We start from the raw sequence: 17861 nt of genomic DNA on the forward strand, positions 1-17861 counted from the left end.
CCTACCCCCCGCCGCCCCCCCCCGCTGGGCCCCCCCCGTCGGCGAGACAGGACCTGGGGTGCCCGGAATGTCCGCGCGGTGCCCAGTGGGGGGAAGGGGTCCGGCGCGGCGCTACCTGGTCGGCTTCTTGCCGGTGATGCCCAGATGTACCAACAGTGCGAGATTCGGCTTGAGTTCGGCCTGCTTCACGCCCCACGTCGTGAAGCCCTTCTGGTGCGAGGCGACGGCGGCCAGCATCGCGACAAGCGAGCCCGCCATCGCGGCGGCGCTGACGTCCTTGTCGACCTTGCCCTTGGCCTGGAGCTCCTTCACCGAATCCGTAAGGGAGTTGGTGACCGAGTTCAGGATCTTCATGCGGATCTTGTAGAACCGCTTGTCGCCCTCGGCCGCTCCGAGGTCGACCACGCGCAGGATCGCGTCGTGATGCCGCCAGAAGTCGAGGAATCCCTCGACGAGCTCTTCGGCGGTCTGCCGGCCGGCCTTGCCGATCCAGGAGCGGCCGGCGACCAGTTCGGTCAACCCGGCGCCCTCCTTGGCCATTTCTTCGGCGATTTCGAGGACGGCGCCTTCGACGTCGGGGAAGTATTGATAGAAGGTCGCGGGTGAAGTCCCTGCCTTCCGGGCAACGTCGATGACTTTGACGTCCCGGTATGGCGAGGAACTGAGCATCTCGCTGAGGCAGTCGAGCAGCTTCTGCCGCGTCGCCTGTCCGCGTCGACCGGCCACGCGGCCGTCGACGGTGCGTACTTGTCCTGTCATGCCGTCAGCTTACCGAGGGGGGATCGGAGCGCGATTCGGCCGACTGCAAATGGGGAGCACCGCAGGCGGGGTGGGGGGAGTGGCTGGATGTCGACGGCTGCGCCCCACGGGGGCGATAAGTGTTATCAACAGCCTGTGGATAACTTCCGTGGATAACTTTGCGTTACGCCGTGAGTAAGGAACTCCTCCATCGAAAATGGGTTCGATATGAACGGGTCGGGGCGCGGTGCGTGCCACCCGCGGTTACGTTTGCTGTGACGAGTGTCACTGCCACGAAACCGCGAACGGTCGGGACCGACCGCGGACAACTGCGAACAAACCGCGAACGACCGCGACCGACCGCGACGGAAGGACCCGGGCCCATGGCCGCATTCGCGCAATCCGCGCCGTGCTGGGTGGATGTGCAGCTTCCCGACCTCGAAGCGGGCAAGCGCTTCTACGGTGAGCTGTTCGGCTGGACCTTCCGGGCCGGCGACGGCCCGTACGCGGATGCCCTCAGCGACGGGAAGCTCGTCGCCGCACTCGCCGCCAAGCAGGACGGCCGGATGCCGACCGCCTGGGGCATCTATTTCGCCACCGACGACATCGTCGAGTCCGTCGCCCGCATCAGGGAGGCGGGTGGGCAGGTGATCACCGACCCCGTGCGGGCCGGCCGGGCCGGAGTGCTCGCGCAGGCGGCCGACCCCGGCGGCGCGGTCTTCGGGCTCTGGCAGGCCGGTGACCGCGAAGGCTTCCAGAAGCAGAACGAACCAGGTTCCTTCTGCTGGACCGAGGTCTACACCCGGCAGAAGGACCGCGTCGATGCCTTCTACGAGGAGGTCTTCGGCTTCCAGGGCACCGATCTGGACGCCTCCGGCGCAGGTGAATCCGGCACGGCCGAGTCCGCCGTCGACTTCCGCATGTGGTCTCCGGCGGGCACGGAACCCGGACCGGACACCGCGGTCGGCGGGCGCAGCGTCATCACCGACGCCTTCCCGGCCGAGATGCCCAGCTACTTCCTCAGCTACTTCGCCGTCGAGGACTGCAATGCCGCCGCCGGGCACGCCGTACGCCTCGGTGGCCGCATCTCCGCGCCGCCCTTCGACGTCCCGTACGGGAGGACGGCGGTCCTCGTGGACGATCAGGGCGCCGTGTTCGCCGTACTTCAGCCCACTGTGTCCGAGAAGAGGGCAGAGTGAGCTGTGACACCCAGGTCCGCCCCCGGGTTCGCAACCAGGGCCTCAGCCAGCAACAATCGGGGTGCGCACCGCCGGGTGGTGCCCAGTGGTGGTGAGACGCAGTACAGGGCGGGTTTTCGCGGGCTTCTGTTCCTGAGGCCCGTACGGGGAGGTGGCAGGGCAAGTGGTGGAGCAGCTGACGCAGCACGACCCGAGGCGGATCGGCCCGTTCGAGGTGCTGGGACGGCTCGGGGCCGGAGGCATGGGCCTGGTCTATCTCGCCCGCTCGGCTTCGGGCCGGCGGGTGGCGATCAAGACGGTGCGTACCGAGCTCGCCGAGGACCAGCTGTTCCGGGTCCGGTTCACGCGCGAGGTGGAGGCGGCCCGCGCAGTCAGCGGCTTCTACACGGCCGCGGTGGTGGACGCCGACTCGCGGGCCGCCGTGCCGTGGCTGGCCACCGCCTATGTGCCCGCCCCGTCGCTCGAAGAGATAGTGAGTGAGTGCGGGCCCATGCCGGTCCAGGCGGTGCGCTGGCTGGCCGCCGGTATCGCCGAGGCGCTCCAGTCGATCCACGGCGCCGGGCTCGTCCACCGCGACATGAAGCCGTCGAACGTGCTCGTCGTGGAGGACGGCCCGCGGGTGATCGACTTCGGGATCGCGTCCGGGGTCTCCAACACCCGGCTGACCATGACGAATGTCGCCGTCGGCACACCCGCTTACATGTCGCCCGAGCAGGCGCGGGACTCGCGCAGCGTCAAGGGCGCCAGCGATGTCTTCTCGCTCGGCTCGACACTGGTCTTCGCCGCTACCGGCCATGCGCCGTTCCACGGCGCCAACCCCGTCGAGACGGTCTTCATGCTGCTGCGTGACGGCCCGGATCTGGAGGGCCTGCCCGACGAACTGAGGCCGCTGATCGACTCCTGTATGCAGATGGACGCCGGGCTGCGGCCCACCCCCGCCGATCTGCAGGCCCAGCTCGCCCCGCACCTCTTCGCCTCCGGCGGCGACGACAGCGGTACGGCCTCGGCATGGCTGCCGGCCTCCGCCACCGCGATGATCGAGCAGCGCCGCGGCGGAGGCCGCAGGACCGCGGCTCCCGCACCCGCTCCGGCCCCCGTGCCGCCGCCGCCCCAGCGTCCGCCCGGCGCCGACCGGGAAACCGCCTGGCGCAGCGACGCCGACCAGCACTCCCCGGCCGCCGTGTCCGCGCAGCTGCCCGACGAGGGTGGTCCGGTGCGGCTGCCCGGTGCGAAGGTGCCGATCGGCCCCGGCCCGCGCGCCCAGGACGTACGGGCCGTCGCCACGGCCACCGCGGACACCGGCCCCGCGACCGGCTGGGTGCGCCCGCCCGCCGGTGTGAACGCCATGCCCCCCGCCGCCCCGCCCGCCCCTCTGCCCGCGCCCGCGCACGCCCCCGAGACCGCGCCCCCGGCCCCGGACCGCTGGCGGCCCTGGCGGTTCCGGATGTCCAACGACGTCTGGGGGACGCCCGTCGTCGCGGGGGACCTCCTCTACGTCACGTCGTTCGAGGTGCACGCCCTGGACGTCGGCAACGGGCGGCGCCAGTTCAAGACCCGGGACGTGGCGTGGGTGATGGCCGTCGAGGGCGGCCGTATCCACGCCTCCGACGGGCCGTCGCTGTACGCCCTGGACGCGGCGACCGGCGCCGAGCGGTGGCGGCTGCAGACCGATGCCTGGGTGTACTCCCTCAAGGCCGACCGCGGCACCGTCGTCACCGGCACCAGGGGCGGCGGCGTCCAGGCGTGGGAGGCGTCCACGGGCGAGAAGCTGTGGGAGAGCAGCGGCGTGCAGAGCGACTTCGAGACGGCGGAGGCCGGGCCCACGATCCACGACGGCACGGTCTACCTCTGGCAGGACGCCCGGCTGCGCGCCGTCGACGCCCGCACCGGCATCGAACGCTGGTCGTACCCCATCGGCGACGCGGCCTCCTGCGGCGGTGTGCCGGTCCGGGTGACCGCGGCGCCGGACGGCTTCGTGTACGTCGGCGCGGGGGCCCGGGTCCTGGCCGTCGACACCGTGTCCGGTCATGTCCGCTGGCACTTCGAGTCGCCCGCGGTCTTCCTCTCCCCGCCCGCGTTCGCGCCCGGCCCCGCCGTCACCGGAGGCGGCGTGTACCTCGCCGACTACCTCGGCACGGTGTACGCGATCGACGCCTCGACCGGCAAGGACCGCTGGCGCATCGCCACGGAGGCCCGCCAGTCGACCGAACCGGTCCTGGTCACGGCCGGGAACGTCCATGTCGGCAGCGGCAGCGCGCTGTACACGCTCGACGCGGTCACCGGCACCCCGAAGTGGCGGTTCGCTGCGGGCGGCGAGGTGGTGGGGGCCCCGGTGGTTGCCGACGGCCGGGTCCACTTCGGCTCCGCCGACCACGTCCTGTACACCCTGGACGCGGCGGGCGGCCAACTCCGCTGGAAGCTGGCGACGGGCGGCGAGATCACGGGTTCGCCGGTGGCGCGAGGCGGTGTCGTGTACGCGTGCAGCAAGGACCGCTGCGTGTACGCGCTGGACGCTCTGAAGGGAACGGGTACGGGCAGCCGGCCCCGGACGTAGCACCTCGCCGGGCCGGGCCGGGAGGCCGGATCAAGCCCGGCCGGCGATTCCCGCGTGGTGATTCCCGTGCGGCGATCGAGGCCGCAACCCTCGGCGCGGAGGGCCTCAGGAGTGCGGAGGGCGGCGCGGATCGGGCCCCTCGTCCGGTACGACGGGGTGCGGGGTGTCCTGGTCCTCCGGCCCGGTCACCGCCTGCGGGGCCGTGTCCTGGTCCGCCGGGCCCGGGCGGCGGGCCGCCGGAGAAGGCCCCGTGTACGGGTCCGGCTCGGGCTCCGGCAACGTACTCGTCTGCACGGACGGCCCCGGCTCCTGCGTAGGCGGCCACGTATCCGGGTTCTCCGAACCGGGCGCCGCATACGGCTGGTCACGGCCCCGGCGGGCAGGCCGGCACCCACCACCGTGCCGCCCCGACATCACCACCGCCCCCAACAGCAGCAGCACCCCGCCACCCACCGCGTTCGCCACCCCCCACCGCAGCCCGGAACCGTCGCCCGCGACCGCCGGACTGCCCAACGCCTCCCCCTGGCGCACCATCCACAGCACGGTGAACCCGAGCACCACCACACCCGCGGACGCCACCAGCAGCCGCGACCGCAGCACCACACCGACCACCGTCGGCAGGGCGGCGAAGACAAAGGCCAGGAGGATCGACCCCAGCGGTCCGGGCCGGCTGCCGGTGACACCCGTGAACAGCTCTTCGGTCCGGTAGTGACGCCCGAGACGGCCGTCGTACCAGTCACGGAAGGGGCTCAGCACGACGGCCGCCGCTCCTGCGAGAGCCAGGACCGAGCCGAGGACGTTGCGGACCATCATCGGCCTCCTGCGTGTGCGCGGACCGGCGTCACGGATCAGTACCGCTCTCGGCGTCGACGCTACGCCCGGCCCCTGCCTCCCGCACCTTGCGCTAGCGTGTCGCGCGGTCGTTCGACAACAGCAACAGCAACAGCACCAGCAACAGCACAGACACAGACACGGACAACAACACAAGGGGGGGCTGCATCGATGATGCGGCAGCACATAAAGCTTTCCGCGGTACTGGTCGTGGCGGTACTCGCACTCACCGGTTTCTCGACCTCCAGTCACGGCGGTCGAAGCGGCAAGGGCAAGGGATCGAGCAGCAGCAGTGGCGGCGGCTGCTCCAACTCCAAGAAGAGCAACGGCAGCTACCGCCACAACGACTACGACTACGACGACAACGACTCGTCGAGCAGCTCTTCCGGCAACTCCGGCTACGAGACGCCGACCCCGGACGTCAGCGCTTCGGACGCGCCCCGGGCCTACGTCTTCCGCTGCGCCCAGCCCCGCAAGGGCAAGCGCAAGGCCGTCACCACCTCCACCGTCCGGCTCACGGCGAACGCCGTCGGCTCGCACACCTACGAAGTCGATGTGGTCTTCCTCGACGCAGTGGGCAACACCGTTGACACGGGTGAGGCGAGCGTGGACGTCGAGGGCGGCGAGACCAAGACCGTCTCCGTGCGGATGGACAGCCCGTACAAGGTCTCCCGGGTGAAGAAGTGCCGGGTCGATGCCGAGCTGAGCTACTGACCTCAACGCAACCGGAACTCGTTGCCGCCCCGCCCCCGGAACAACTCGCCCTGCCGCTCCGGCGGCAGGTTCCCGAGCGCAATCAGGTGCGGGGCATGGGCCATGGCCTGCGCCCTGGCCGCCTCCTTCGCGGACCACACCGCCCGTACCGTGCCCTGCACCGCCCGGGTCGGATACGAGGCGATCACTCCCGCCGCCCGCAGCGCTGCCGCCACCGCGCCGCCGGGTGCCGTCAACTCACTGACCAGCCCGGTCTCGTACGCCCGACGGGCCGTGACCCGTTCGGCCGTACCCATCAGGGACATCCGGGCCACCTCGCCGAACGGCATCCGCTGCGCCATGGAGATCGCCTCGTACGCGCTGACCATGCCGTACGTCGTGTGCGGGTCGAAGAACGTCGCCTCCTCGGACGCGATGACGAACTCCGCCTCGCCCAGCAGATAGAACGCCCCGCCACAGGCCATCCCCTCCACGGCCGCGATCACCGGCTTCCACAGGTCGTTCCCCTTCGGCCCGATCGCGATCAGCGGATCGTCGATCGTGTACGGGGACGAGGGCTGCGGCACCTCCACGCCCCGGTCGATCCCCGTACAGAAGGCCCGGACGCCCGCACCAGTGACGACCACGGCCCTTACCCCGTCGTCGAAGCGGAACGCCCGCCAGGCGGCGGTCAGTTCGGCGGCGGTCACCAGGTCGATCGCATTGAGCTTCTCGGGCCGGTCGAGGGTGACGAGCGCGACCCCGGTCTCCTTGTCCGTCTCCGTCCGCAGTGCCATCGCCGGTCACCTCTCCAGCAGCCAACGCACCAGGGTCACTTCGGGAGTGACCGGGCAGAAGACCGCTTTCACCCGGGCCCCGATCCGCAGCCGCCCGGGATCGACGGAGTCCAGCGGGGCGTCCGGCCCGCTCACCACATTCCCGACCAGCCGAATGCCCGGGGCGTCGGCCGGCTCGACCACGACGGCGTTGTACGGGGCCTGCGCGGCGTACGCGGGCAGCAGCGGCGGATGCGGCAGCACGTACGACCAGACACGGCCGCGCCCGCTGAGGGGCCGCCACTCGCTCTCGAAGGACTGGCAGTGCGGGCAGCACGGCCGGGGCGGAAAGCGCAGCCTTCCGCACTCCGGGGCGGCGCACGCCTGGACGCGGAGTTCGCCGCGGGCCGCGTACTCCCAGAAGGGGGCGCCGTCCTCGTCCACGACGGGCAGCAGAATGGCATCCATCCCGGTCAACTCCTCAGCAGTACGGCAGATGTGGGCACGCCCTCGCCGGCCGTGACCAGACACGTCCCGGCGTCCGGGACCTGTGCGGTGGAGACGCCGCGCAACTGCTTCACGCCCTCGTTGATCAGGTTGAAGCCGTGTACATACGCCTCGCTGAGCCCGCCGCCCCCGGTGTTGATGGGCAGCCGCCCGCCGCTCTCCAGCGCCCCGCCCTCGGTGAACGCGGCGCCCTCGCCGCGCCCGCAGAAGCCGTAACCCTCCAGCGAGAGCGGAATGAGTGGGGTGAACGCGTCATAGATCTGCGCGACGTCCACGTCGTCGGGGCCGAAGTCGGCCTGCTTCCACAGCTGCCGGGCGGCCGTCCAGGCGGGGCCGGTGAGCGGGTCGTCGTTCCAGTAGTTGACCATGCCGTGGTGCTGGGCGGGCAGCCCCTGGGCGACGGAGTGGATGTAGACGGGCTTCTGCCGGCAGTCGCGGGCCCGCTCCGCCGAGACGATGACGCAGGCCAGCGCGCCGTCCGTCTCCAGGCAGTTGTCGAAGAGGCAGAGCGGCTCGCTGATCCAGCGCGAGGTCATATACATGTCGCGGGTCAGTGGCCGCTCGTACATCACCGCGTCCGGGTTCTGGTTGGCGCGGTTGCGGCAGGCGAGGGCGACGTTGAAGAGATGGTCGCGGGTCGCCCCGTACTCGTGCATGTACCGCCGCGCCAGCATCCCGATCTCGTCGGCCGGCCGCAGCAGCCCGTACGGCCGGGTCCACTGGGCGGGGGTGGGCAGTTGCACGGCCGTGTTCTTCCACGGTCGGGGTCCCGACCCCCGCTTCCGCGACCGCCAGGCGACACCGACACTCGCCTGCCCGGTCGCCACGGCCGCGGCGAGATGCGCGATCGTCGCGCAGGAGCCGCCGCCCCCGTACCCCACCTTGCTGAAGAAGGTGACATCGCCCGCCCCGATGGCCTTGGCGATCTCGACCTCGTCGGTCTCCTCCATCGTGTACGAGGCGAAGGCATCCACCTCCGAGGCGGCGATGCCCGCGTCGTCGAGCGCCGCGACGATGGCCCGGCAGGCCAAGGTCTTCTCGGATTCGGGCAGTTGCCTGGCGAACGCCGTCTGCCCTATGCCGGCTATCGCTGTCACGTCCTTGAGTGCCGCCACCGCCACCTCCGAGACCGTCATGACTGCTGACAGCGGCTGAGGCTACAGCTAATCTGACGGATAGTCAGCTACTGCGTCAGGGAGGCGAACGATGCGCGGCGACGAGGAGTGGGACAGCGTCCCGGAGCTGGTACGGGCGGCGGCGCGGCGGTACGGGGACCGGGAGGCGGTCGTCGAGGGCCGGACCCGGATCTCGTACGCCGAACTCGGCGAGCGTGTCGAACGGGCCGCCGCCGCCTGTATGGCCTCGGGCATCGAGCCGGGGGACCGGGTCGCGGTCTGGGCCCCGAACACCCTGGACTGGATCGTCTCCGCGCTCGGTGCCGTCACCGCCGGGGCGGTCCTCGTCCCCCTCAACACCCGCTTCAAGGGCACGGAGGCGGCGCACATCCTGCAGCGCAGCCGGGCGAAACTGCTCTTCATTACAGGCACCTTCCTCGGCACGTCGTACGTGGCGTCCCTGCGCCGGGCCGACGTACGGCTCCCGCACCTGGAACAGGTGGTGGTGCTGGCGGACAGCGCCCCGGACGACTACGTCACCTGGAAGGACTTCCTGGCCGCGGGGGAGGGGGTGTCCGGTGCGGCGGTACGAACCCGAGCCGACGCGATCGCCCCCTCGGCCCCCTCCGACATCATCTACACCTCGGGCACCACGGGCCGGCCCAAGGGCGCGGTCATCACCCACGCCCAGACCCTGCGCTGCTACGCGATCTGGAGCGAGCTGGCGGATCTGCGCGAGGGCGACCGCTATCTGATCGTGAACCCCTTCTTCCACACCTTCGGCTACAAGGCGGGCATCGTCGCGTGCCTGATGCGGGGCGCGACGATGGTCCCGCAGCCGGTGTTCAACGTGGACACGGTCCTGGCCAACATCGCCGCCGAACGCATCTCGGTCCTGCCGGGCCCGCCCACCCTCCACCAGTCCCTCCTGGACCACCCGGCCCGGGACGCCCACGACCTCTCCGCCCTCCGCCTGGTGGTGACGGGCGCGGCGGTGGTCCCGCTGCAACTGGTGGAACGCCTGCGCACGGAGCTCGGCACAGCGACGGTCCTCACCGCGTACGGCCTCTCCGAGGCGAGCGGCATCGTCACCATGTGCCGACGCGGCGACCCGGCGCGGACGATCGCCTCGACATCCGGCCGGGCGATCCCCGGCACGGAACTCCGCGTCCTGGCCGACCCGGGCACCCCCGGTGAGGTCCTGGTCCGCGGATTCAACGTGATGCAGGGCTATTTCGAGGACCCGGACACCACGGCCGCCGCGATCACCTCCGACGGCTGGCTCCACACGGGTGACGTGGGCGTCCTCGACGAGGACGGCAACCTCCGGATCACCGACCGGATCAAGGACATGTTCATAGTCGGCGGCTTCAACGCGTACCCCGCCGAGATCGAACAGCTCCTGGGCCTGCACCCGGACGTGGCGGACGTGGCGGTGATCGGCGTCCCGGACCCGAGACTCGGCGAGGTCGGCAAGGCGTACGCGGTCCGCCGGGCGGGCGCGACACTGACGGCGGACGACCTGATCGCCTGGGCCCGGCGCGAGATGGCGAACTACAAGGTCCCCAGAGCGGTGGAGTTCGTGGACGAGCTGCCGCGCAACGCGAGCGGCAAGGTGGTGAAGGGGGAGCTGCGGGGGCGGGAGCAGAGGGCTGGGGGCGCCTGACTGGTCAGACCTTCTCCGCCACCACCCGGTGAGGGCCTGTGGTGAGCAGCCCGTTGGCCTCCATATCGGAAGTCAGGACCGTCACCCGGCCAGGGTGCGCCAGGGCGGTCGCACGGAGCATCGCGTCGATCGCGTATGTGCGGCCGTGCAGTCCGGCGTCCCGGAGCAGGGACGCGGCTGAGTGCAGCACGATCACGTGACCGGTGAACAACATGCAGCGGCCGCGACGGCTCCCCCTCCGCGCCGCCGCGGCCGCTCCCCCGTTCCCCGTCGAATTCAGCTCTGGTCGGCCGGCTCAGCCGTGGCGTGCGTGTTGTCGGTCGTGTCTTCGGCCTTGCCCTCCGGCGCGACGGTGGCGTGGGTGTTGAGCGGCTTGATCTCGCCGTCCGTGCCCCGGACGTCGGGGACCGTCTCGCCCGCCGGGCCGCTGGTGGCGTGGGTGTTGAGCGGCTTGATGATCGGCTCGTTGCTCTTTGCGTCGGCCATGAACGTTCACTCCCGTTGGTGATTCGGCGTGCTGGGTCGGCGAGGCCCGTCCGGCTGTTCCCCCGTGGACTGCCGGACGGGCCTGTCGGGGCCGTTCACATTAGTGCCACGGCCGTCTGTCGCCCCGTCTGCCCCCCGACACAACGGATCGACTGAAAAGAGAGTGGCGCGGGACGATAAACGAACGATGAACGGCCTGGCGGCGGCCGGTCAGGCGACTGTGGCCGGATTGAGGAGCCCTCGTACATCGGCGGCCTCGGGGGAACCGTGCGCTTCGAAGATGGCCAAGGCTTCGTGCCAGCAGACCCGGGCCCGGCCGGTCTGCCCTATGCCGGACAGTGCCCTGCCGAGGACCGTGAGGACATTGCCGCGCCGCCATTCGCCCCCGATGCCGCGGAGAATGGTGAGCGCGAGCTCGGAGTTGGCCGCGGCTTGTGCCGGGCGCTGGGCGGCGATGTCGACCTCTGCGAGGCGGAACAGTGCCATGCCCTCCCAGAGTCGCTGTCGACTGTCCTTGAAGACCTGGTGCGCCTGCTTCAGGCTGTCGGCGGCGGCCTCCAGCCGGCCGCTTTGCGTGAGTGCGAGCCCCAACGCATAGCGGCCGTTCGCCCCTTTCAGCGCGTGGTCCATTTCGTCGTACATCTGCGTCCCCTGTTGCGCGAGCGATACTGCGCTGTCCGTTCGGCCCATCGCCAGGTGGACCCGCGACAGGTTGCACAGGGCGGCGGCTTCGCCGGGGCGGTCCTCGAGTTCCCGAAAATGAGCTATCGCGCGAGTCAGATGTTCTTCGCCGTCCGCGTGGCGGTTCTCGTAGAGCGCGACAATGCCGAGCAGATTCGACGCCCAGCAGGCGGCGAGCGGGTCCTGTGCGACGGCAGAGAGGTGAAGTACCCGCCGGCATTCGTGGTCGGCCAGGTCGAAACGGCCGGACACATGGTGCACATTGGCCAGAGTGATGAGGGCCCTGCCCTCCGACTTGGCGTCACCGGCCAGCTCGGCAGCCCTGAAAACAGCGGCGACGGTCGCCTCGTACTCCTTCGAATTCGCCCCCGATTCCGCCAGTTCGATGGCAGTCCAGAGCAGATCGACGGCGTGACGCAGCGTCTGTCCGCCTGCGGACTGACGGGCACAGGCCAGCAGCGTTCCCGCCTCGGCGTAGAGCCAGTCCTGAGCATCGCGCCGACTGGAGAACTCCAGGCCCGCGTAGGAGGTGGGGGTGAGGTGGTTGACCAGGGTGTCGCCCGGCTTCTCCATGGTGCTCACGCGCGCGACCGTGGCCAGATAGAAGTCCAGCAGCCGCGACAGCGCCAACTCGCGCTCCCCGGGCTGCTGTTCGTCCCGTTCGGCGCAGGAGCGCGCGTAGAGCCGCACCAGGTCGTGGTACCGGTACCGCCCCGGGGCGGCCGATTCCAGGAGGCTGGTGTCGACCAGGGCCTCCAGCAGATCCTCCGCCGCATGCACCTGCAGGTTCAGCAGGGCCGCCGCCGCGGCCAGGGAGATGTCCGGGCCGTCGGCGAGGCCGAGGAGGCGGAAGGCGTGGGCCTGGGCGGGTTCCAGCTGGCCGTAGCCGAGTTCGAAGGTGGCCTTCACCGCGAGGTCGCCCGCCTGGAGTTCGTCCAGGCGGCGGCGCTCGTCGGCGAGTTTGGCGGCCAGGACGGAGACGGTCCAGGTGCGGCGGGCGGCCAGGCGGGAGGCGGCGATACGGATGGCCAGGGGGAGGAAGCCGCAGGCGGCGACCACGTCGAGGGCGGCGTCGCGCTCGGAGTCGATGCGTTCCTCGCCCACGATGCGTGTGAAGAGCTGGAGCGCCTCCTCCGGGGACATCACGTCCAGGTCGACCAGGTGGGCGCCGGCCAGGTCGACCATCCGGACGCGGCTGGTGACCAGGGCCGCGCAGCCCGCGGTGCCGGGGAGGAGGGGGCGGATCTGGGCGGCGTCATGGGCGTTGTCGAGGAGGATCAGGATGCGGCGGCCGTCGAGCGTGGACCGGTAGAGGGCGGCGCGCTCGTCCAGGGAGTCGGGGATCGCCGAGTCCGCCGTGCCCAGGGCGCGCAGGAACGCGCCGAGCACCGTCTCCGTCTCCGCCGCCCGTGCGCCGGCGCCCTGGAGGTCGACGTACAGCTGGCCGTCCGGGAAGTGCTGGCGTGCCTGGTGGGCGACGTGCACGGCGAGGGTCGTCTTGCCGACTCCGCCGATGCCGGCCAGTGCCGAGACGGCCATGACCGTACCCTCGGCCGACGCCAGCCGGTCGCCCAGTTCGCGTACGAAGGAGGCGCGGCCGGTGAAGTCCGGGACCGTGGCCGGGAGCTGGGCGGGGCGGACGGGTGCGGGGGCCGGGGCCGGTTCGTCGGTTGGGCGGGCCAGTTCCTCGTCCGCCTGCAGGATGCGCTGCTGGAGCTGGGCGAGTTCGGGGCGCGGGTCGACGCCCAGTTCGTCGGCGAGCAGTCGGCGGGTGTCGGCGTACACCGCGAGTGCCTCGGCCTGGCGGCCGCTGCGGTACAGGGCGACCATGAGAAGTTCGCGCAGCCGCTCGCGCAGCGGGTGCGCGGCGGTGAGCGCGGTCAGTTCGGAGACCGCCTCCGCGTGGCAGCCGACCTCCAGATCCAGGTCCAGGCGGGTCTCGGTGAGCTGGAGCCGCCATTCCTCCAGCCGGGTGCGCTGATTCTCGGCGTACGGGCCGGGCACGGAGGCCAGGGCCTCGCCGTCCCACAGGTCGAGCGCCTCGGTGAGGAGGGCGCGGGCCAGGGCGCGGTCGCTGGACGCACGGGCCTTCTCCGCCTCGGCCGCCAGCTCCTGGGCCACGGTCAGGTCGAGGGCGTCGTGCGTGGTCCGGATCGCGTATCCGCCGGCGTCGCTGACCAGTGTCTGCGGGTCGAGGATCTTACGGAGCCGGGAGGCGTAGGTGCGTACGGCGGCGAGCGCCTGCGAGGGCGGGTCCTCGCCCCAGATGGCGTCGATGAGTTCGGAAGCGGTGGCCGTGCGCCCGCCGCGCAGCAGCAGCGCGGTCAGCAGGGCGCGCTGCTGCGGTGAACCGGACGGCAGCGCTTCGTCGCTGCGCCATGCCCGTACCGGGCCGAGCACGGAAAAGCGCAGAGCGGCGCCGTCGGCCGGCCGCTGCTGCGGAGCGCGCTGCTCCGGAACACGCGCGTGCGGCCCGTTGTCACGGTCCATTGCTGCCCCCTGCCCTGCTCGCCCCGCCGGTCCTGCCGATCGTGCTGGTCATGTCCGTTCCGGATCTGCCCGCCCGGCCCATGTACCGGTCCGGGCGGATGGATCCGCATTGATCGCTACCGCTGGTATCGCGCTCAACAGTCTGCCTTGTTATGGGCGGACACGTCACCAGTGGGTGACTCTCTGCACAAGCCCTCGACAATGATTGTGGAACGAGGGACGGTGCAGAAAGCTGACGGTTCGTCAGTTCAACGCTACCGTGGTAGGCATGGAGACCTTCCCGAAGATCATCTCGGTGGACGACCACACGGTGGAGCCCGCTCATGTCTGGCGGGACCGGCTCCCGTCCAAGTATCTCGACCGCGGCCCGCGAATCGTCCGCGCACCGCTCAAGGAAATGACCTTTATGGGCGGCAGGTTCGCGCCCGTGATGGGTGCGAAGGGGGACGACGGGCCGATCGGCGACTGGTGGGTGTACGAGGATCTGCACCGCCCGCTCACCCGGCTCGACACCGCGGTCGGCTACGACCGGGACGAGATCAGGCTCGAGGTCATCACGTACGAGCAGATGCGTCCCGGTTCGTTCTCGGTCCCCGACCGGCTCGCCGACATGGACGTCAACCATGTCCAGTCCGCCCTCTGCTTCCCCACCTTCCCCCGCTTCTGCGGCCAGACCTTCACCGAAGCGAAGGACCGCGAGCTGGGGCTGCTCGGGGTGCGGGCGTACAACGACTGGATGGTGGAGGAGTGGTGCGGCCCCGAGGCGCGGGGCCGGCTCATCCCGCTCACCCTGATCCCGCTCTGGGGCGCGCAGCTGGCCGCGGACGAGGTCCGGCGGAACGCGGCGCGCGGTGTGCGCGCGGTGGCGTTCTCCGAGATACCTCCGCATCTCGGGCTGCCATCCATTCATACGGACGAGTGGGATCCGTTCCTGCGGGCCTGTGACGAGACGGGGACGGTGATCGCGATGCACATCGGATCGTCCTCCAAGATGCCGTCCACCTCGGCCGACGCCCCACCCGCCGTCGGTTCCACCATCACCTTCGCCAACTGCTGCTTCTCGATGGTCGATTGGCTGATGAGTGGCAAGTTCGAACGGTTCCCGAATCTCCGGATCATGTACGCGGAGGGCCAGATCGGCTGGATTCCGTACATCCTGGAACGGGCCGACGTGGTCTGGGAGGAGAACCGGGCCTGGGGTGGGGTCGCCGACAAGGTCCACCGCCCGCCGTCGGAGTTGTTCGCCGAACACGTCTACGGCTGCTTCTTCGACGATGCCTTCGGGCTGAAGAACCTGGACTCGATCGGCGTCGGAAACGTGCTGTACGAGACGGACTACCCGCACTCCGACTCCACCTGGCCCAAGTCGCGCGAGGTCGGCGAGGCGCAGATGGGGCATCTGGACGCCGATGTCGTGGACCGCATCGTGCGCCGCAACGCGATCGACCTGCTGGGGCTGACGGACGACGGGCTGTGGGCGGGGCCCGCAGGACGGTAGGGGGTGAAAAGGAACGTGACACCCCGGGCGTGGGGTGTCACGTTCCTCTGCATCCATGGGCGTCCGGGGGAGTCAGGCCCCGGTGATCGGTTCCTGGAGTTCCGTCACCCACTTGTCCTGGTTCTCGGGGCACTCCAGGCTGATCTCGCGGGCGTATCCCGCGGACCGGTAGCCGTTGGCGTCGATCCAGCGGGCCAGGGTCTGGGCCGTCGGCAGTACGCCGTCCATCGAACCCCGGTGAACAATGGTCGCCGCCTCGAACGGGGGCAGCTCGACCACCGTGATCCCGGTGTCGCCCACCGGGCCCACCGGGGCCGAGACCGTCACCCCGGCGTGAACGACGACCGCGCCGCCGCCTTCCGGAGCGTCCTCGTAGTGTGCGATCCCGGGACCGCTCGGGCTGACGCCCACCGTGCCCAGCAGCGGGAACAGCCGGTCGTACAGCGGGCCGATCACCGGAGTGATGTCCTCCGGCGCAAAACTTGCCGCGGTGCCGCTCAGCTCGGCGACCCGTACCGGGGCAATACTCCTGACCACCACATCGTCCGCAGACATGTGTCCCTCGCTCTCGATCGACCGGAGCCTCGCCTCGACCCGTGCCAGCCGTGCGGCCGCCGCCGCCATGGCCTCCTCCAGCTCCGCCCGCCGCAGCCGCAGCATCCCGTGCAGTTCCTCCGACCCCACCTGCTCGTCGAGGATGGCCTGCACCTGCTGGAGCGTGAAGCCGAGATCCTTGAGGGCGATGATGCGGTTGAGGCGTGTGAGCTGGGCGGCCCCGTAGAACCGGTAGCCGGTGGCGGGGTCGGTGCGGTCGGGGTGCAGGAGCCCGATGGCGTCGTAGTGGCGCAGCATCCGGGCCGACACCCGTCCGTACCGGGCGAAGTCTCCGATGGTGAACATGATGTCTCCCAGTGCACGGCCTCACACGGTGTCAAGGTCAAACATCGCGGTGCCCGCCTTCCGGAAAAGGCAGGAGCCCCGTTCCCCGCCGAGGCGGAGGAGCGGGGCTCCTTGGGTACTGCTAGCCGGCCGCGATCGGCCGACCCGGGCAACTAGGCCGGGGTGACGTTCTCAGCCTGCGGACCCTTGGGTCCCTGAGTGACGTCGAAGTTCACGACCTGGTTCTCCTCGAGGGAGCGGAACCCGGCCGCGTTGATCGCGGAGTAGTGAACGAAGACATCCGGGCCGCCGCCGTCCTGGGCGATGAAGCCGAAGCCCTTTTCAGCGTTGAACCACTTGACGGTTCCGGTAGCCATAAGCCCTCCTTGGGCCAAAGGGTTGCCCTGCTCCAGAACCTGCAAAGAAGTCTGAAAACTACAAAAGCCTGCGGGTTACATGCTCCGCAGGCTCTGTACTGCAAGGGAAACCAAACTGCAACTTGCGTCGAGCCTAGCACGCAGCGTGTGCGGAAGGGTAGAGGGAAAGATCACTTCACCCGGATGTTTGATTGCCCGGCTGTTGAGCTGACGAAGTGGGGTTCCCGGAGAGTGTCATCGAGGCGCCTTCGGGGGTACGGGAGAGGACTTCCGCGTGTTCCCCGGGGGGTGGTGTCGGCGCGATCCGGGAGTGCGATCGGGTGGACGCCCCGCGCACCCGGTGCCGTCCGGGCGGCACCACGGGTCTAGCCTCGCGATGTGGACAATTCAACCGTCTCAACCGTCGCAAGCGATGACCGTCGCAGCCGGCCGCGCGTCGGCCACATCCAGTTCCTGAACTGTCTCCCTCTGTACTGGGGACTGGCAAGAACCGGGACCCTGCTCGACCTGGAGCTTTCGAAGGACACCCCGGAGAAGCTCAGTGAGCAGCTGATCAGGGGCGATCTGGACATCGGCCCCGTCACGCTGGTGGAGTTCCTCCGCAACGCCGATGACCTGGTCGCCTTCCCGGACATCGCGGTGGGCTGCGACGGGCCCGTCATGTCGTGCGTGATCGTGTCGCAGGTGCCGCTGGACCAGCTGGACCGGGCCCGGGTGGCGCTCGGTTCGACCTCGCGCACCTCCGTGCGTCTGGCCCAGCTGCTGCTCGCCGAGCGGTACGGGGTCAGCCCGGACTACTACACCTGCCCGCCGGACCTCGGCGTGATGATGCAGGAGGCGGACGCCGCCGTGCTGATCGGCGACGCCGCGCTGCGCGCCAACCTGCACGACGCGCCCCGGCTCGGTCTCCAGGTCCACGACCTGGGCCAGATGTGGAAGGACTGGACCGGGCTGCCGTTCGTCTTCGCGGTCTGGGCGGTCCGCAAGGACTATCTGGCGGCCGAGCCCCACCACGTGAGCAAGGTGCACGAGGCCTTCCTGGCCTCGCGGGACGTCTCCCTGGAGGAGGTCACCAAGGTCGCGGAGCAGGCGGCGCGCTGGGAGGCCTTCGACGCGGAGGTGCTGGAGCGTTACTTCACGACCCTGGACTTCCGCTTCGGCCCGGACCAGCTGGCGGGCGTGCAGGAGTTCGCGCGCCGGGTCGGTCCGACGACCGGCTTCCCGGCGGACGTGAAGGTCGAGCTGCTCGGCGGCTGACCGCTCCCTATCGTGGGGGAGGTCGTAAGCGGTGCGCGGGAATGGCCGGGGATATAGATGAATCCTGTACCTCTGCCTCGGATATCTCTTCCCGCCCCCGTCCTCACCCCTTCT

At 70.3% G+C, this 17861-nt stretch carries 15 protein-coding genes and 1 pseudogene; 6 read left to right on the plus strand and 10 right to left on the minus strand.

The annotated features are described in order from the left end of the window. Positions 1-111: 111 nt before the first annotated feature. On the minus strand, positions 112-759 hold the full coding sequence (locus ABTZ94_RS18970) for a TetR family transcriptional regulator (protein WP_351202208.1): 648 nt from the start codon (positions 757-759) through the stop codon (positions 112-114). A gap of 362 nt (positions 760-1121) precedes the next feature. Here ABTZ94_RS18970 and ABTZ94_RS18975 point away from each other — a divergent pair, with 362 nt between their 5' ends. Next, a complete protein-coding gene (locus ABTZ94_RS18975; protein WP_351202209.1) occupies positions 1122-1937 on the plus strand; it encodes a VOC family protein in 816 nt (271 codons plus the stop codon). 163 nt (positions 1938-2100) lie between these two features. Beyond that, a complete protein-coding gene (afsK, locus tag ABTZ94_RS18980; protein WP_351202210.1) occupies positions 2101-4491 on the plus strand; it encodes a protein serine/threonine kinase AfsK in 2391 nt (796 codons plus the stop codon). A 105-nt stretch (positions 4492-4596) separates the two neighbouring features. On the opposite strand, the gene ABTZ94_RS18985 is transcribed toward afsK, so the two are convergent. Continuing rightward, positions 4597-5301, minus strand: coding sequence for a hypothetical protein (locus ABTZ94_RS18985; RefSeq protein WP_351202231.1), 705 nt, complete (start codon positions 5299-5301; stop codon positions 4597-4599). Positions 5302-5493: 192 nt separating this feature from the next. On the opposite strand from ABTZ94_RS18985, the gene ABTZ94_RS18990 reads away from it, so the two are divergent. Then, a complete protein-coding gene (locus ABTZ94_RS18990) occupies positions 5494-6036 on the plus strand; it encodes a hypothetical protein (protein WP_351202211.1) in 543 nt (180 codons plus the stop codon). Between the two features lie 2 nt (positions 6037-6038). Here ABTZ94_RS18990 and ABTZ94_RS18995 read toward each other — a convergent pair whose 3' ends face one another. Genes ABTZ94_RS18995 through ABTZ94_RS19005 form a run of 3 tightly spaced genes read right to left on the minus strand, consistent with a single transcriptional unit; the run spans position 6039 to position 8413 of the window. Then, positions 6039-6812 carry an enoyl-CoA hydratase/isomerase family protein gene (locus tag ABTZ94_RS18995; RefSeq protein WP_351202212.1) on the minus strand — a complete coding sequence of 258 codons (774 nt, stop codon included), beginning with the start codon at positions 6810-6812 and terminating at the stop codon, positions 6039-6041. Positions 6813-6818: 6 nt separating this feature from the next. Then, positions 6819-7259, minus strand: coding sequence for a Zn-ribbon domain-containing OB-fold protein (locus ABTZ94_RS19000; RefSeq protein WP_351202213.1), 441 nt, complete (start codon positions 7257-7259; stop codon positions 6819-6821). 5 nt (positions 7260-7264) lie between these two features. Beyond that, on the minus strand, positions 7265-8413 hold the full coding sequence (locus tag ABTZ94_RS19005; RefSeq protein ID WP_351202232.1) for a lipid-transfer protein: 1149 nt from the start codon (positions 8411-8413) through the stop codon (positions 7265-7267). A 91-nt stretch (positions 8414-8504) separates the two neighbouring features. On the opposite strand from ABTZ94_RS19005, the gene ABTZ94_RS19010 reads away from it, so the two are divergent. Continuing rightward, a complete protein-coding gene (locus ABTZ94_RS19010) occupies positions 8505-10079 on the plus strand; it encodes a FadD3 family acyl-CoA ligase (protein ID WP_351202214.1) in 1575 nt (524 codons plus the stop codon). A 4-nt stretch (positions 10080-10083) separates the two neighbouring features. Here ABTZ94_RS19010 and ABTZ94_RS19015 read toward each other — a convergent pair. From ABTZ94_RS19015 to afsR, 3 genes and pseudogenes are all read right to left on the minus strand, one after another. Continuing rightward, positions 10084-10263, minus strand: a pseudogene (locus tag ABTZ94_RS19015) (DNA-binding protein); the annotation flags it as partial. A gap of 92 nt (positions 10264-10355) precedes the next feature. Continuing rightward, positions 10356-10565 carry a hypothetical protein gene (locus ABTZ94_RS19020; protein WP_351202215.1) on the minus strand — a complete coding sequence of 70 codons (210 nt, stop codon included), beginning with the start codon at positions 10563-10565 and terminating at the stop codon, positions 10356-10358. Positions 10566-10775: 210 nt separating this feature from the next. Beyond that, on the minus strand, positions 10776-13736 hold the full coding sequence (gene afsR, locus ABTZ94_RS19025; protein ID WP_351202216.1) for an SARP-family global regulator AfsR: 2961 nt from the start codon (positions 13734-13736) through the stop codon (positions 10776-10778). Positions 13737-14004: 268 nt separating this feature from the next. Here afsR and ABTZ94_RS19030 point away from each other — a divergent pair, with 268 nt between their 5' ends. Beyond that, on the plus strand, positions 14005-15234 hold the full coding sequence (locus ABTZ94_RS19030; protein WP_351202217.1) for an amidohydrolase family protein: 1230 nt from the start codon (positions 14005-14007) through the stop codon (positions 15232-15234). A gap of 72 nt (positions 15235-15306) precedes the next feature. Here the strand turns inward: ABTZ94_RS19030 and ABTZ94_RS19035 are convergent, their stop codons facing one another. Further along, the gene (locus ABTZ94_RS19035) at positions 15307-16134 is read right to left on the minus strand and encodes a MerR family transcriptional regulator (RefSeq protein WP_351202218.1); all 828 of its coding nucleotides are present in this window, start codon (positions 16132-16134) and stop codon (positions 15307-15309) included. Positions 16135-16286: 152 nt separating this feature from the next. Further along, the gene (locus ABTZ94_RS19040) at positions 16287-16490 is read right to left on the minus strand and encodes a cold-shock protein (RefSeq protein WP_006347360.1); all 204 of its coding nucleotides are present in this window, start codon (positions 16488-16490) and stop codon (positions 16287-16289) included. 378 nt (positions 16491-16868) lie between these two features. Here ABTZ94_RS19040 and ABTZ94_RS19045 point away from each other — a divergent pair, with 378 nt between their 5' ends. Continuing rightward, entirely contained in the window at positions 16869-17747 is an 879-nt protein-coding gene (locus ABTZ94_RS19045) for a menaquinone biosynthetic enzyme MqnA/MqnD family protein (RefSeq protein ID WP_351202219.1), read from the plus strand. Positions 17748-17861 lie beyond the last annotated feature (114 nt).

The organism is Streptomyces sp. NPDC002785, from assembly GCF_040295565.1.
Taxonomy (GTDB): Bacteria; Actinomycetota; Actinomycetes; order Streptomycetales; family Streptomycetaceae; genus Streptomyces.

Coding starts and splice junctions, on each gene's coding strand:
- ABTZ94_RS19035 (WP_351202218.1), bottom strand. CDS start 16,134: ATGTTCACCATCGGAGACTTCGCCCGGTACGGACGGGTGTCGGCCCGG.
- ABTZ94_RS18975 (WP_351202209.1), top strand. CDS start 1,122: ATGGCCGCATTCGCGCAATCCGCGCCGTGCTGGGTGGATGTGCAGCTT.
- ABTZ94_RS18995 (WP_351202212.1), bottom strand. CDS start 6,812: ATGGCACTGCGGACGGAGACGGACAAGGAGACCGGGGTCGCGCTCGTC.
- afsR (WP_351202216.1), bottom strand. CDS start 13,736: ATGGACCGTGACAACGGGCCGCACGCGCGTGTTCCGGAGCAGCGCGCT.
- ABTZ94_RS18970 (WP_351202208.1), bottom strand. CDS start 759: ATGACAGGACAAGTACGCACCGTCGACGGCCGCGTGGCCGGTCGACGC.
- ABTZ94_RS18985 (WP_351202231.1), bottom strand. CDS start 5,301: ATGGTCCGCAACGTCCTCGGCTCGGTCCTGGCTCTCGCAGGAGCGGCG.
- ABTZ94_RS19000 (WP_351202213.1), bottom strand. CDS start 7,259: ATGGATGCCATTCTGCTGCCCGTCGTGGACGAGGACGGCGCCCCCTTC.
- ABTZ94_RS19040 (WP_006347360.1), bottom strand. CDS start 16,490: ATGGCTACCGGAACCGTCAAGTGGTTCAACGCTGAAAAGGGCTTCGGC.
- ABTZ94_RS19020 (WP_351202215.1), bottom strand. CDS start 10,565: ATGGCCGACGCAAAGAGCAACGAGCCGATCATCAAGCCGCTCAACACC.
- ABTZ94_RS19010 (WP_351202214.1), top strand. CDS start 8,505: ATGCGCGGCGACGAGGAGTGGGACAGCGTCCCGGAGCTGGTACGGGCG.
- ABTZ94_RS18990 (WP_351202211.1), top strand. CDS start 5,494: ATGATGCGGCAGCACATAAAGCTTTCCGCGGTACTGGTCGTGGCGGTA.
- ABTZ94_RS19030 (WP_351202217.1), top strand. CDS start 14,005: ATGGAGACCTTCCCGAAGATCATCTCGGTGGACGACCACACGGTGGAG.